Source organism: Kitasatospora xanthocidica, from assembly GCF_014656195.1.
In the GTDB taxonomy this organism is placed as follows: Bacteria; Actinomycetota; Actinomycetes; order Streptomycetales; family Streptomycetaceae; genus Kitasatospora; species Kitasatospora xanthocidica.
In genome coordinates, this window is record NZ_BNBY01000028.1 from 12502 (window position 1) to 26634 (window position 14133).

Annotated in this window: 14 protein-coding genes and 2 tRNA genes; 3 read left to right on the forward strand and 13 right to left on the reverse strand. The window is 73.8% G+C overall.

Features of this window, described 5'->3' with window-relative positions:
* Positions 1-40: 40 nt before the first annotated feature.
* Entirely contained in the window at positions 41-940 is a 900-nt protein-coding gene (locus IE332_RS32840; protein ID WP_189923649.1) for a helix-turn-helix transcriptional regulator, read from the forward strand.
* Positions 941-998: 58 nt separating this feature from the next.
* Here IE332_RS32840 and IE332_RS32845 read toward each other — a convergent pair.
* The 8 genes from IE332_RS32845 to IE332_RS32880 form a co-directional block, all read right to left on the reverse strand.
* Positions 999-1071: transfer RNA gene (locus tag IE332_RS32845), tRNA-Ala, on the reverse strand.
* Between the two features lie 47 nt (positions 1072-1118).
* Positions 1119-1191: transfer RNA gene (locus tag IE332_RS32850), tRNA-Ala, on the reverse strand.
* A gap of 233 nt (positions 1192-1424) precedes the next feature.
* Positions 1425-2075, reverse strand: coding sequence for a histidine phosphatase family protein (locus IE332_RS32855; protein WP_189923803.1), 651 nt, complete (start codon positions 2073-2075; stop codon positions 1425-1427).
* Positions 2072-2530: a ribosome silencing factor gene (gene rsfS / locus IE332_RS32860; RefSeq protein WP_189923657.1), complete on the reverse strand. Its 459-nt coding sequence runs from the start codon at positions 2528-2530 to the stop codon at positions 2072-2074. The genes IE332_RS32855 and rsfS overlap by 4 nt, the downstream gene beginning before the upstream one ends.
* A 205-nt stretch (positions 2531-2735) precedes the next feature.
* Positions 2736-4580: an LCP family protein gene (locus tag IE332_RS32865; protein ID WP_189923659.1), complete on the reverse strand. Its 1845-nt coding sequence runs from the start codon at positions 4578-4580 to the stop codon at positions 2736-2738.
* A 14-nt stretch (positions 4581-4594) separates the two neighbouring features.
* Positions 4595-5239 carry a nicotinate-nucleotide adenylyltransferase gene (gene nadD / locus IE332_RS32870; RefSeq protein WP_189923661.1) on the reverse strand — a complete coding sequence of 215 codons (645 nt, stop codon included), beginning with the start codon at positions 5237-5239 and terminating at the stop codon, positions 4595-4597.
* 284 nt (positions 5240-5523) lie between these two features.
* Positions 5524-5679 (reverse strand): hypothetical protein, encoded by a 156-nt coding sequence (locus IE332_RS32875; protein WP_189923663.1) that lies wholly within the window; start codon positions 5677-5679, stop codon positions 5524-5526.
* Positions 5680-5872: 193 nt separating this feature from the next.
* Positions 5873-6019, reverse strand: coding sequence for a hypothetical protein (locus tag IE332_RS32880; protein WP_189923665.1), 147 nt, complete (start codon positions 6017-6019; stop codon positions 5873-5875).
* A 247-nt stretch (positions 6020-6266) separates the two neighbouring features.
* Here IE332_RS32880 and IE332_RS32885 point away from each other — a divergent pair, with 247 nt between their 5' ends.
* Positions 6267-7358 (forward strand): M48 family metallopeptidase, encoded by a 1092-nt coding sequence (locus tag IE332_RS32885; RefSeq protein WP_189923667.1) that lies wholly within the window; start codon positions 6267-6269, stop codon positions 7356-7358.
* Positions 7359-7528: 170 nt separating this feature from the next.
* Here the strand turns inward: IE332_RS32885 and IE332_RS32890 are convergent, their stop codons facing one another.
* The 5 genes from IE332_RS32890 to proB form a co-directional block, all read right to left on the reverse strand.
* On the reverse strand, positions 7529-8590 hold the full coding sequence (locus tag IE332_RS32890) for an SCO2583 family membrane protein (protein ID WP_189923669.1): 1062 nt from the start codon (positions 8588-8590) through the stop codon (positions 7529-7531).
* Between the two features lie 190 nt (positions 8591-8780).
* Entirely contained in the window at positions 8781-9353 is a 573-nt protein-coding gene (locus IE332_RS32895; protein WP_229929100.1) for an SCO2584 family spore wall biosynthesis protein, read from the reverse strand.
* A 101-nt stretch (positions 9354-9454) separates the two neighbouring features.
* Positions 9455-10777, reverse strand: a complete 1323-nt coding sequence (locus IE332_RS32900; RefSeq protein ID WP_189923673.1) for a glutamate-5-semialdehyde dehydrogenase — start codon at positions 10775-10777, stop codon at positions 9455-9457.
* A 140-nt stretch (positions 10778-10917) separates the two neighbouring features.
* Positions 10918-11442 (reverse strand): DUF8830 family protein, encoded by a 525-nt coding sequence (locus IE332_RS32905; protein ID WP_189923675.1) that lies wholly within the window; start codon positions 11440-11442, stop codon positions 10918-10920.
* A 335-nt stretch (positions 11443-11777) separates the two neighbouring features.
* Positions 11778-12914, reverse strand: a complete 1137-nt coding sequence (gene proB, locus IE332_RS32910; RefSeq protein WP_229929096.1) for a glutamate 5-kinase — start codon at positions 12912-12914, stop codon at positions 11778-11780.
* 313 nt (positions 12915-13227) lie between these two features.
* Here proB and IE332_RS32915 point away from each other — a divergent pair, with 313 nt between their 5' ends.
* Positions 13228-14019: a hypothetical protein gene (locus IE332_RS32915; protein ID WP_189923677.1), complete on the forward strand. Its 792-nt coding sequence runs from the start codon at positions 13228-13230 to the stop codon at positions 14017-14019.
* The last annotated feature ends 114 nt before the right edge of the window (positions 14020-14133 follow it).

The window sequence follows — 14133 nt, forward strand, 5'->3', positions numbered from 1 at the left end:
CACCTGTATCGCCCGCCGGTGCTGCGGCACGATGGTGGCCATGACCGTGCTGGAGGAACTCCCGACCGCGGCGGGCGGGCGCGACCGCCGCCGTACCGAGCTGGCCCGCTTCCTGAAGGCCTGCCGGGCGCGGGTCGCCCCCGAGGAGGTCGGGCTGCCGCCCGGGCTGCGCCGTCGGACGCCGGGGCTGCGGCGCGAGGAGGTGGCGCAGCTCGCCGGGGTCGGGGTCACCTGGTACACGTGGCTGGAGCAGGGGCGGCCGATCAACGCGAGCGAGCAGGTGCTGCTGGCGGTGGCCCGGGCGCTGCGGCTGGACGGCACCGAGCGCGAGCACCTGTTCGGGCTGGCCGGGATGTCCCCGTCGCCGCACGCGCAGCCGGCGCCGCCGGAGCTGAGCCCGTCGATCCAGGTGATCCTGGACTCCCTCGCCCCGCTGCCGGCGGCGGTCTCCAACACCCGTTTCGACGTGCTGAGCTACAACGGGCCGTACCGTTCGCTGTTCGGCACCGAGCGGATGCGCCCGGTCGGCGGGGTCGTCTTCAACAGCCTCTGGTGCATGCTGACCGCCCCGCCGTGCTGCAACCCGTGTGGGAACCGGGACGAGGCGCTGCCGCGGATGGTGGCGGTGCTGCGCTCGGCGTACGGCAAGCACGTGGGCGAGCCGGCCTGGGAGGAGCACGTGCAGCGGCTGTCGGCTCGCAGCGGGCTGTTCCGGGAGCTGTGGGCCCGCCAGGAGGTCGCGCCGCCGGAGACCTGGCTGCGGATCTTCCGGCACCCGCAGCTCGGGGTGCTGCGGGTGAACGCCACGTACCTGACGATCCCGGGGGTGCCGGAGTGCTACATCGTGGTGTACCTCCCGGCGGACCCGGAGGACCGGGAGCGGGTGGAACGGCTCGGCTCGCTGCCGCCGGGCGGCTGGACGCACGTCTGCGAGCAGTGACGGGCGCGCGAACGCCGGAAGGCCGCCACCCCTCGGGTGACGGCCTTCCGAACTGCTGTGGAGCTACGGGGAATTGAACCCCGGACCTCTTGCATGCCATGCAAGCGCTCTACCAACTGAGCTACAGCCCCGCGACACGGACGACCCTGGCTGACTGACCACGACCGCCGATGCGGAGTGGAGCTACGGGGAATTGAACCCCGGACCTCTTGCATGCCATGCAAGCGCTCTACCAACTGAGCTACAGCCCCGCACTCACCGGATCTCCCGCTTCCCTTCCGGGCCGCGTTCCTTCCCTGCGAACGAGGAAGACTCTAGCTGGTCAGGGCCGGAACTGCGAAATCCGCCCTCGTGAGGCCCCCGCCGGACCTCCGTCGAGGCCCCCACCGGGCCCCCGCGAGGAACCCTGCGGCCCCCCGCGGACCCGCGCCGGACGCCCGTGCCGAACCGCTGCCGCGCCACTACCGAACCGCTGCCGTACCGCTCAGGTGTCGTCGCCGATGACCGGCTGCGGGAGCGTGCCCGCGTTGTGCTCCAGCAGGCGCCAGCCGCGCGCCCCGTGGCCGAGCACCGACCAGCAGCAGTTGGACAGTCCGCCGAAGCGCTCCCACTGGGGCGGCTCCAGGTCCAGCAGGCGCCCGAGCATGGTGCGGATCGTCCCGCCGTGGCTGACCACGACCAGCGTGCCGTCCTCCGGCAGCTTGCCGACGGCCTCCAGCACCAGCGGCACCGAGCGGTCGGCGACCTCGGTGGCCAGCTCGCCACCGCCGCCGCGCCGCACCGGCTCGCCGGCCGCCCAGGCCGCGTACTCCTCGGGGAAGCGCTCGCGGATCTCGGCGTTGGTCAGGCCCTGCCAGGAGCCCGCGTAGGTCTCCCGCAGGCCCTCGTGGTGGGTCACGTCGAGCCCGGTGACCGCGGCGAGCTCGTCGGCGGTGCGCCGGGCGCGCTTGAGGTCCGAGGAGATCACCAGGTCGGGGCGGAGCCCGGAGAGCAGCCGGGCCGCCCGCTGGGCCTGAAGGACGCCCTGGCCGGTCAGCTCGATGTCCGTGGTGCCCTGGAACCGCGACTCGAGGTTCCAGGACGTCTGGCCGTGCCGCCAGAAGACGATGCGCGGGCCTCGCGCGCCGCGGCTCAGTGCAGGTCCTCGGGCTTGCCGAAGTCGTCGGCCGGGGCGAGGGCGTTGCCGGCCTCGTCGGTGTGCGCGTCGGGACGGTTGCGCGAGGCCAGGGCGTCCTCGGGCAGCGGCAGCTCGGGGCAGTCCTTCCAGAGCCGGTCGAGCGAGTAGAAGGAGCGCTCCTCGGAGTGCTGGACGTGCACGACGATGTCCAGGTAGTCGAGCAGGATCCAGCGGCCCTCGCGCTCGCCCTCGCGGCGCACCGGCTTGATGTCCAGCTGCTCGCGCAGCTGGTCCTCGATCTCCTCGGCGATCGAGCGGACCTGGCGGTCGTTGTTCGCGGAGGCGATCAGGAAGGCGTCGGTGATCGACAGCACCTCGCTGACGTCGAAGGCGATGATGTTGTGCGCGAGCTTGTCGGCCGCCGCCTGGGCGGCGACGTTGATGAGCTGCTGGCTGTGGTCGGTGACGGTCACGGTGATCTTCCGGCTCGGCTGCGTGGGGCGCGCCCCGGCAACTGGGCCGGGGTCGCCTTCCAGGATCTCACGCCGCCCGGGCGGGCCCGGAACCGTTTTCCGGGCCCCGCCCGTGCCCGCCCGGGCCGCCGCACCGCCCACGGCCCGGGCGACGGGGCCGGCCACCGGGGGCCGGGCCGCCGTCGCGCGGGTGTCCGTCGCCGTCCTACGGGTTCTTCGGTGCCTGGTAGTCCTTGCCGAGCACGACCAGCAGGTCCGCGTTCTGGGTGTCCCCGGTGACCTTCTTCAGCGCCGTGTCCGGCAGGCCGAGGCTGGTCGCCAGCGACTTCGCCGCGCCCTGTCGGGCGTCGTCGGTGTAGCGGATCTCACTGGTGGCCTGCGCGGCGGTCTTGGCCCCGCCGGGGATGAAGGTCAGGCCGGAGTTGACGATCTGGACCTGCGCGGCGGCGGCCGCGGCGTCGTTGCCGCTGGCGTCCTGCAGCGCGACCCGGGCGGGGGCGTTGCTGGCGGCCGCGGACTTCACGGTGCCGCCCAGCACGTCCTTGACCTGCTTGCCCGCGGTCGCCTCGTCCAGGCTGCCGTCCGGCTTGACGGTCAGCGCGGTGGTGCCGAAGTGGCCGCCCTTCGCCTGCTGGGCGAGCTGGACGAGCACCCCGGCGAGGGCGTCCTCGGGCAGTGAGGGGTCGAGGACCGCGTTCATCCGGTGCACGTCGTCCTTGGCGTCCTTGAACTCGGTCGGCATGGTGCGCACCACCGCGTCCATGACCTGCCCGAACCGGGCCAGCTGGGCGTCCCGGTTCTCGCCCGGGTTCTGCAGGGTGGCGTACGCGACCGCGGCCTTCCCGCTCAGCATGGTGTTCTTCCCGGCCGCGGACAGCAGCTTGCCGTCCGGCTTGCCGCCCTCGTGGGTCTCGGCGTTGGTGTCCACCCGGACCCCGCCGAGCTGGGAGACCAGCAGTTCCAGGTACGGGGTGTCCAGCCGCCAGGTGCCGGCCACCGGGGCGCCGAGCACGGTGGACAGGCCGTCCCGGGTCGCCGAGGCGCCGATGCTGTCCATGGCCTGGCCGATGGTGGTGACCGGCGGGTCGCCGGGGCCGGGCAGCCGCAGGTTGTCGGGCAGCAGCAGCACGGTGCCCTTCTTCCCGGAGGCGTCGTCGACCAGCAGCGCGCTGGACACCTTGCCCTGCAGGTCGCGCAGGTGGACGACGTTGACCTGGCGCCCGCCGGCCGCGGCGGCCGCGGTCGGCTTGTCGCCGGTGAACCACAGGTAGCCGCCGACACCGCCCGCCGTGAGCGCCACCACCACGCCCAGGCCGATCAGCCGGTTGCGCAGCTTGCGGCGGCGCTCGGCGCGCACCTCGCTGCGGGACTCGGCGAACTTCAGCCAGTCGATGACGTCCTCGGTCTCCTCCGCCTCCTCGTCGACGAAGGTGAACTCGCCCGTGGTGTAGCCGTCCTTGGGCGCCTTGCTCCCGGCCTTGCCGCCGCGGGCCCCGGCGACCTGCTCGGACGGCGACCGGTCCTTGGCCGGCGCCGGCGCCGCCTCCGCGGCGGGCCGGTTCGCCCGCGGGCGCGGCGGCACGGCGGCGGGGGCCACCGGCTCGACGGGCGCGGGCGCGGGCGCGGCGGCCTCGGGCGCCGCAGCCTCGGGCTGGTACGGCTGCTGGTAGTCCTGCTGCCCCTGGTAGCCCTGCTGCTGGTAGCCGTACGGGTCCTGGGTGTAGACGGGCTGCCCGTACTGGTCGTACTGCGGCTGCCCGTACGACTCGTACCCCTGCTGCTGCGGATACCCCTGGCCCTGACCGTTCTGCTGGTAGCCGTCGTAGCCCTGCTGCCCCTGGTAGCCCTGCTGCTGGTAGCCGTACGGGTCCTGGGTGTAGACGGGCTGCCCGTACTGGTCGTACTGCGGCTGCCCGTACGACTCGTACCCCTGCTGCTGCGAATACCCCTGGCTCTGGCCCTGACCCTGGCCCTGACCCTGGTACGGCTGCTGGTACTGCCCGGTGGACCAGTCCTCCGGCCGCTGCTGGCCGCCGCTGCGATCCGTCATGCGCCGCTCCTGGCTCAGGTCCCGCGCGGCGCGTACAGCGCCCGCTTGTCGATGTAGCGGACCACGCCGTCCGGGACGAGGTACCAGACCGGCTCGCCCTTGGCGACCCGGTTGCGGCAGTCCGTGGAGGAGATGGCCAGGGCCGGGACCTCCACCAGGGAGACCCCGCCCACCGGAAGCCCGGCGTCCGAGAGAGTGTGCCCCGGGCGGGTGCATCCGATGAAGTGGGCCAGCGAGAAGAGTTCGTCGGAGTCGCGCCAGGACAGGATCTGGGCGAGCGCGTCGGCGCCGGTGATGAAGAAGAGGTCGGCGTCCGGGTGCAGGGCGTGCAGGTCGCGCAGGGTGTCGACGGTGTAGGTCGGACCCTGGCGGTCGATGTCGATCCGGCTGACCGAGAACTGCGGGTTCTCGGCGGTGGCGATGACCGTCATCAGGTAGCGGTCCTCGGCCGGGGTGACGTGCCGGTCGCTCTTCTGCCACGGCTGACCGGTCGGGACGAAGATCACCTCGTCCAGGTGGAACGCGCTCGCGACCTCACTGGCGGCGACGAGGTGGCCGTGATGGATCGGGTCGAAGGTGCCGCCCATCACGCCGAGGCGCTTCTTCACCGGTTCCGGTCCGCCGGGATTCCCGGCCTGCTCTCCCATGCCGCCACACATTACGCGACACCCGTTACGGTGCGGGAACGGCCGGGTGGGGGTCCTCCGCAGACCCGGTGGGGGCGGCCCGCAGACCCGGTGACGGACCGGCGACGACCCCGGTTACGGACCGGCGACGACCCCCGGCCACGGCCCCACGGCAACCCCGGCCACGGCCCCACGGCAACCCCGGTTTCGGCCCCGGCGGCGACGGTCCACGCACCCGCCGGGGGGTGTCCGCGGATATGCGTGAGGGAGCGGCCGGCCGGTGGCCGGACGCTCCCCGAGCGGTCCGCGGAGCGGGCTCAGCGGTCCCGGTTGAAGCGGGTGGTGATGAAGAGCAGGAGCAGCAGGATCACCAGGGCGGCGCCACCCGTCAGAGCCGGGTTCAGGCTGTCGTGGTTGCCCCCCTCGCTCTCGGCGAGCAGGTTCAGAACAGGGAGTGCGGCGGCAGTGCTCATCGTCGGCGGGACCTTCTCGGCTCGGTGAACGGACCTGGGGGTTGTTCCGGGCCGGTGAGGGCCCACCCGTCATCGTACGGGGGGTCGCACCGCAACCGCTCGGCGGCCCACCGCCGCTGAAGGGGCGTGAGCCGGGGTGGCCCGGACCGGACCCGAGGGGCCCGCGAGGCCGGTCGCCACCGGGCCCCGGGGTCTAGTTTCCGCGGAAGGCGCGGGCCATCAGCCAGACCAGCAGGCCGACGCCCACGAAGGAGGCGACGATGATGATCCGCAGGAAGAGGCCCGGGCCGGCCTCGTCGGAGATGGGCGCGGCCAGGCTGACAAGCGCGTCGGTGGACATCTGGGGGCTCCTCGAACTGCTCGGTACCGCGGCCGGGTCCGGTCTCGGTGGTCCAGGGCAATCAGGGTAAACCGGCCTCACACCGGCACCCCTCACCGGCCCCTGTGGCGCGCCCCGCCCGCGCGTACGCTGGCGCCGGGGACGAGTACGCAACCACGGACGTTGCACAGACAGTCGTTGAAGGCGAAGACCAGCGGGGGGCCGGCCAGCGGGCCGCGGCCGCCGTCGACCAGGAGGTACTCAGACCATGACCGACACGACCGCGAAGACCCCGAGCCGTCGCCGCGAGCGCTTCCCCGGCATCTCCACCCGCGCCTGGGAGCACCCGGCGGACCGCTCGGCGCTGGTGGCCCTGCGCAAGCTGTCCGGCTTCGACGACATCCTGAAAAAGCTCGCCGGCCTGGTCTCCGAGCGCTCGATCCGGCTGATGTTCCTGGCCACCGCGGTGAAGACCTCCGAGCGGCAGTTCCCCGAGCTCCACACCATGGTGCGCGACGCCGCCTACGTGCTCGACCTGGAGCAGGTCCCGGACCTGTACGTGACCCAGGACCCGACGGTCAACGCGTTCACCATCGGCATCGACACCCCGATCATCGTGGTCACCAGCGGCCTGGTCGAGCTGCTCGACGAGGAGGAGCTGCGCTCGGTCATCGGCCACGAGGTCGGCCACGCGATGTCCGGCCACGCCGTCTACCGGACGATGCTGATGATCCTCACCAACATCGCCACCCGGATCGCCTGGGTGCCGCTCGGCAACCTGGCGATCATGGCGCTGGTCACCGCGCTCAAGGAGTGGTTCCGCAAGGCGGAGCTGTCCAGCGACCGGGCCGGCCTGCTCGCCGGGCAGGACCTCCAGGCATCCATGCGGGCCCTGATGAAGCTGGCCGGCGGGCACAACCTGGCCGAGATGAACGTCGACGCCTTCCTGGAGCAGGCCGAGGAGTACGAGAAGGCCGGCGACCTGCGCGACGGCGTGCTCAAGCTGCTCCAGGTGCTGCCGCAGACCCACCCCTTCGCGGTGACCCGGGTCGCCCAGCTGAAGAAGTGGGCGGAGAGCGACGAGTACCGCTCGATCCTGGCGGGCGCCTACCCGCGCCGCTCGGACGACCGGGACACCTCGGTCGGCGAGCAGTGGAAGGCCGCCGCCGACCACTACACGACCTCGGTGAAGGAGAGCAAGGACCCGCTGATGGGCCTGCTGCGGGACGTCGCCGGCGGCGCCGCGACCGTGGGCGGCAAGCTCCGCGACACCTTCACCGGCGCCACCAACCGCGGCGGCTCGAACGGGAACGGGAACGGAAACGGCTCGAACGGGTCCGACGACCGCAGCGGCAGCTGAACCCCGGCCGCCGAGCGCGGACACCGGGCGCGGGCTCCGGGCGCGCGGAGCACCGAACGCCGAACACCGCCGACGGCCGGTGACCCACCCGGGTCACCGGCCGTCCGGCCACCCAGCCATCCGAGTCGTCCGAGCCCCCTCAACCTCCGCCGGCGCGGCGGCCCCGGCCCTCAGCTCCCCGCCAGCACCCCGCACACCTGCCACCCGGGCCGGGCGTGGTTGCCGGGGTCGACCGCCGTCGGCGGCGCGACCACGGTGCCCTGCGCGGTGGCCAGCACCGGCTGCAGGAAGCCCGCCATCGAGGTGCCGCAGGGCTCCGGCCCGGCCTGCAGCACCGAGTCCACCAGCCGCAGCTGCGCCGAGGCCAGGTCGACCCGGTCGAACTGGAAGGTCAGCTGCCGCCGCACGGTCTCCAGGGTGACCGGCGCTCCGGCCGGGGCTCCGGCCGGCTTCAGCGCGTAGACGAAGGTGTGGTCGGTGGTGATCTGCAGCGTCCCGCTGTCCGCCTCGTCGATCCTCATCGCGCCGGCCACCTTGACGGTGTCCGAGGCCAGCGCGACCTGGGCCGGGTCGAAGCGGACCAGCCAGCCGGTCACCGCGTGGTGCCGGTCGTCCACCGGCTGGGTCACGCCCGCGTCGAACTCCGCCTGCTCACCGGGCGTGACGAAGGCCCGGACGTCCGCGGTGGCGCCCCGGACCAGGGCGGTCGGGGCCAGCGAGGAGGCGACCAGGTAGCGCTGGACGGTGTCGAGCGCCTTGGTCACCTCGACCCGGCCGAAGTGCTCGGTGGCCGCCCCGGTCGGGGTGTTCAGCCCGAGCGTGCCGTCCCCGTACCCGGGTGGCAGGGCGGCGAAGGGGTTCGCCGGGTCGGCGACCGGGCGGACGGCCGAAGCCGGGCTCAACGCGACCAGACTGACGGTCAGTTGGCTTCCTTCGGGCCGGGCCGGGATCCCCTTCGGCGAGCTGATCCCGAAGTACACCGCGGCCCCGAAGGCGAACAGGATGAGCAGCAGCAGGGCGAGCGCCTGGCGCGGGACGCTGCCCAGCGGGCCGAGCCGTACCCGCTGCCGGGTCGCCTTGCCGAAGGAGCCCGCCAGCCGCTCCCGGGCGGACAGCTCCTGGATCCGGGCAGCCCGGACGAACGATTCGTCGAACACGACGGACCGGAATTCGTCCTCGTTGCCGGAACCGCCCTCGGGCGGACCCTCAGGAGGCTCTCGCGGGTCACCCATAACACCAGGGTAGGCGGACACCCGCGCCGCCACGAGGGTCCTCGCACAGATTCCCGGGGACGCTCCGTGACCACCCGCCGGGGGCCCGCACCGCACCGCCGCCCGACCGCCCTCCGACTGCCACCCGACCGGCGGCACCCGGGGCAGCCGCAGCCGGTCCGGGGCCGGTCCGGGGCCGGTCCGGGCCGGTCTAGCCGGCGGGTGCGGTGACCACCAGCGGCGGCTCGGCCGGGACGGGACGCTGGTCCACCCCGGCGCTGCTGCTGCCGGACTCCGGTCTGCGCGACGTGCCCGAGGAGCCGCCCACGCCCTGGGAGATCGCCGCGACCGCCACCGCGACCAGGCTCACGCCCATGATCACGGCGAGCACCCAGGCCACCGGCCGGTGCCAGCGCTGCTGGGCCACGTACCGGCCGCGGGCGCGCACCGGGTCGTAGCCGCGCCGCCACCGGCGTCGGCCGGGTCGGTCGACCGCCCGGCCCGGTCCCGACCAGGGGTCGGGGTAGAGGTGGTCCGCGTCGAGTCCGGTCGGGTACGGGCGCAGCTCCAGCGGCAGCCCGTCACCGGCCGAGACGTCATAGCTCCAGCCCGGGCCCGCGCTGTCCGACTCGAACCGGGCCTCGGCGGCGGCGAGTTGCCGCTCCTTGGCGGTCGGCTCGTGCACGGCGGCGGACCGGACGAAGGCCTCATCGAAGACCACGGTGGCGAACTCGTCGTCCGCACCACCGTGGTCGGCGCCGTCGGGGTACGGCAAGCCCCCCACATCCTCAGCCACGGATTCAGCGTATTACCGGTCGGGCGTTTTGTCTGTGGCTCCCGGCAGTTGGTCCGTCACACGTGTGACGGACGGCCCGCGGCGACGGCTCAGCGGGCGTCCTGGGTGCCACCGACGGTCTGCGTCGCCTCGCCCCGCACGTGCCCGTCACCGGTGACGATGTACTTGGTGCTGGTCAGCTCCGGCAGGCCCATCGGGCCGCGGGCGTGCAGCTTCTGGGTGGAGATGCCGATCTCCGCGCCGAAGCCGAACTCGCCGCCGTCGGTGAACCGGGTGGAGGCGTTGACGGCCACCGTGGTCGAGTCGACCAGTTGGGTGAAGCGGCGGGCGGCGGCCTGCGAGGTGGTGACGATCGCCTCGGTGTGGCCGGAGGACCAGCGGCGGATGTGCGCGACGGCGGCCTCCAGCGAGGGCACCACGGCCGCGGCCAGGTCCAGCGAGAGGTACTCGGCGCCCCAGTCCTCGTCGGTCGCGGGCAGCACGGTGGCCGGGCCGCCCTCGGCGGCCTTGAGCACCGCCTCGTCGCCGTGCACGGTCACCCCGGCCCCGGCCAGGGCGGCCAGCGCGAGCGGCAGGAAGGCGTCCGCGACGTCCTGGTGGACCAGCAGCGTCTCGGCCGCGTTGCAGACGCTGACCCGCTGCGCCTTGGAGTTCAGCAGGATGCCGACGGCCATCGCGAGGTCGGTCTCGGCGTCCACGTACACGTGGCAGTTGCCGGTGCCGGTCTCGATCACCGGGACGGTCGAGCCCTCGACGACGGTGCGGATCAGCGAGGCGCCGCCGCGCGGGATCAGCACGTCGACGAGGCCGCGGGCGCGCATCAGCTCCTGCACGGACTCCCGGCTCTCCCCCGGCACCAGCTGGATCACGTCGGCGGGCAGCCCGGCCGCGACGACGGCGTCCCGCAGGACGGCGACCAGCGCGGTGTTGGAGCGGTAGGCCGAGGCCGAGCCGCGCAGCAGCACCGCGTTGCCGGACTTGAGGCAGAGCGCGGCGGCGTCGGCGGTGACGTTCGGGCGGGCCTCGTAGATGATCCCGACCACGCCGAGCGGCACCCGCACCTGCCGCACGTCCAGGCCGTTCGGCAGGGTGTAGCCGCGCACCACCTCGCCGACCGGGTCGGGCAGGCCGGCCACGTCGCGCACGTCGGAGGCGATCGCGGCGACCCGCTCGTCGGTCAGCGTCAGCCGGTCGATCACCGACTCGGCCGTCCCGGCCTCCCGGGCCCGGGCGACGTCCTCGGCGTTGGCCGCGACGATCTCGGCACTGCGGGCCACCAGCGCGTCCGCGATCGCCACCAGCGCGGCGTCCTTCGCCTTGCGCGGCAGCGGGGCGAGCGCGGCGGCGGCCTCCCGGGCTCGGCGCGCTACGGCGAGGACGGGGCTGTCGGCGGTGGCGAGGTCGCTGGTCATGCCGCCAAGGGTAGCGACTGCGCCCGCCCCGCCGATCCCCTATTTCGCCCGGTGAGACACCGTCCGGGCGCACGTCCGGGCGCACGTCCGGGCGCACCCCTCAGAACGACGCACCCCGCGCGGTACGGGTGCGCCCCGCCTCAGTACGGGTGCACCCCGCCCAGGTGCGGCGGCGGATCGCCGAAGCCCTCCGCCACCCGCTTGTGGTACGTCGCCCGGTCGACCACCTCCAGCCCGACGATCTCCCACGGCGGCAGCTTGGCGGTGACCTTGTGCTCGCCCCAGAGCCGCAGCGCTATGGCCGCCGCGTCGTGCAGGTCCCGGGCCTGTTCCCAGTACCGGATCTCGGCGTGGTCGGCCGCGTAGCGGGCGGTCAGGAAGAACGAGTGGTCGTGCGCCAGCCGTTCCAGTGAGGCGCGCAGCGCGGACAGCGGGGTGACCTGCCCGGCCACGCTCAGCACCACGTGCCACAGCCGTGCCTGCTCGGGCACGGTGGGCGGGTCCGCCGCGTCGGCGCGCTGGGGCCGTGGCCTGCGCGTCCCGCCCGGTCCCTGGGGCGGCGGACCGGCCGGCTCGGCGGGGCCGTCCCCGCGTCCGCCGTCGATGCTGGTCAGCCGCCGGCCCGCCGTCCCTCCGGTCAGCGCTGCCTCGCGCCTGCGTTCCACCGGCGGCCTCCTGTTCGGCGATCTCGTGTCGTCCCCACCGGCCCCGCCGGCCCTCGGCCGACCGGTCCGGCTGCGCCCCTCCTCGCCCGTGGCCGGGCCGCTCCGGGTACGGAGCGGCCCGCCGTCCGCGCTGCGCCGCTCGGCCGGCGGCCGGTGCCGGCCCCTGGGGCCTGTCTCTCGGGTCCTTGCCGGGCCCGCGACGCCAGGGCACGCACCTCGCCGCGTTGTCGTCGGTCGCCGATGCTCCGCATGGACTCCCTCCTCCGCCTTGCGATGCACGCACCCTGACGCCGCGGCCTGATCCGACGAAACCCAAGAGACAGGCCCCGGGTCGGTCAGCCGCGCAGAACGACCAGGTCGTCGCGGTGGACGACCTCGCGCTCGTACGCGGCGCCGAACTCCTGGGCCAGGTCGCGGGTGGACCGGCCGAGCAGGCGGGGCAACTCCCTCGCATCAAAGTTGACCAGTCCGCGAGCCACGATGTGGCCGTTTTCACCAAGAAGGTCCACCGGATCACCCGCGGCGAACTCCCCGTCGACCTTGGTGACCCCGGCCGGCAGCAGCGAGGCACCGCCGGAGACGACCGCGTCGACGGCGCCCGCGTCCAGGTGCAGGGCGCCGCGCGGGCTGCTGGCGTGGGCCAGCCAGAGCATCCGGTCGGAGGTGCGGGCGCCGGTGCGCAGGAAGAGGGTGCCGGTGGGGCGGCCGGCCAGCGCGTCGGCGGCGTGGCTGGCGGCGGTGAGCACCACGGGGATGCCGGCGCCGGTGGCGATCCGGGCCGCCTCGACCTTGGTGACCATGCCGCCGGTGCCGACCCCGGCCTTGCCGGCGCTGCCGATCTCGATGCCGTCGAGGTCGTGCGGGCCGCCGACCCGGGCGATCCGGCTGGTGCCGGGCCGGGAGGGGTCGCCGTCGTACAGGCCGTCGACGTCGGAGAGCAGCACCAGCAGGTCGGCCCGGACGAGGTGGGCGACCAGGGCGGCGAGCCGGTCGTTGTCGCCGAACTTGATTTCGGCGGTGGCGACGGTGTCGTTCTCGTTGACGACCGGCATCGCGCCCATCGCCAGCAGCTGGTCCAGGGTGCGGTAGGCGTTGCGGTAGTGGGCGCGGCGGCTGGCGTCCTCGGCGGTGAGCAGCACCTGGCCGACCCGGATGCCGTACCGGGCGAAGGAGGCGGTGTACCGGGCGACGAGCAGGCCCTGGCCGACGCTGGCGGCGGCCTGCTGGCGGGCCAGGTCCTTGGGCCGCTTGTCGAGGCCGAGCGGGGCGAGTCCGGCGGCGATGGCACCGGAGGAGACGAGGACGACCTCCGGGGCGTCGGGGCGGCTGCGCACCTTGGCGAGCGCGTCCACCAGGGCGTCGACGCGGTCGGCGTCCAGGCCGCCGGCCGCCGTGGTGAGTGAGGAGGAGCCGACCTTGACCACGATCCGCCGTGCGGTCAGCACCTCCTCCCGCAGAGAGTCCTGGCTCATCTCGCTGTACGCCCTTCCGGTGTGGTGCGGGTACGGCGGACCCTGGCCCGGCCGTCACCCCCGAAATCTACGCGATTCGCGCAGGTCCCCCGCGGTCGTTTCACCGGCTGGACCCGACCTGGTCACGGACGTGCCACAGCCCGTACGGCAATCCGGATGGCTGGTATGGTCCCTGACCGAAAGCCAGATCGGGGGACGGCTTCTTGCCCGCTGGACCCATTTCGTCTTCGACCCTTCCTGTCACGAGAGGGCGGCGCCGCACTGGGCAGGCCGGCAACGGTTCGCGGCCGCGCGCCCGGGAGAAAAGCGCATCATGCGTTCGTACACCACCAAGCTGACCGTCGCCGCCCTGGCGGCGGCCACCGCCCTGTCCCTCGCGGCCTGCGGCCCGGACAACGCGGACACCCCGGCCGGGACCGGTGGCGCCACCGGCGCCGCTCCCGCCCCGACCACCGGCGGCCCGGGCGCCACCGCGGGGGGCGCGGCCGGCGGTTCGACCGCCGCCCCGACGGGCGGGGCCACCGGGGGCGCGACGGGCGGCGCCGCCACGGGCGGGGCCACTGGAGGCACGGCCACCCCCGGTGCCACGGGCGGTGCCGGTACGGCCGGCGCCGCGGGCGGCGGTGCGGGCGGCGGCAAGCTGCCGCAGGCCGGCACCTCGGTGAAGTTCGGCCAGCCCGCCACCGTGGACTTCGCCGACAAGACCTTCAACGCCGCCGCCAAGCTGGAGATCACCGTCACCGGTGTCGTCCCGGGCTCCGTCAAGGACCTCCAGGACGCCAAGGCCTCCACCGCGGGTCTGGACGGCCGTGCGCTGTTCTACGTCAGCTGGACCATGAAGAACATGTCGGACGCGAAGCTGACCTTCGCCGCCCCGAACTCCAAGTTCAAGGTCTACGACGCCGCCGGCAACCTCGGGATGTTCGCCAACTCGGCCGCCAACCCGGTCGCCAAGTGCAACACCCCGAGCTTCTCGGGTGCCACCAAGGGCGTCGAGTTCAAGGGCTGCGACATCGTCAGCTTCCAGGCCGGCGCCACCCCGGTGATGGTCGGCTACGGCGACTCGACCGACATCAGCAAGGTCCAGGCCGCCTGGACCAAGTGATGCCCGGTCACCCCTGAGCACGACGAACGGCCCCCGCCACCTGTCGAGGTGGCGGGGGCCGTTCGTCACACCGGAGCTGTTCGCGTCAGCGGGCTCCGGATCCAGCGGACCCGG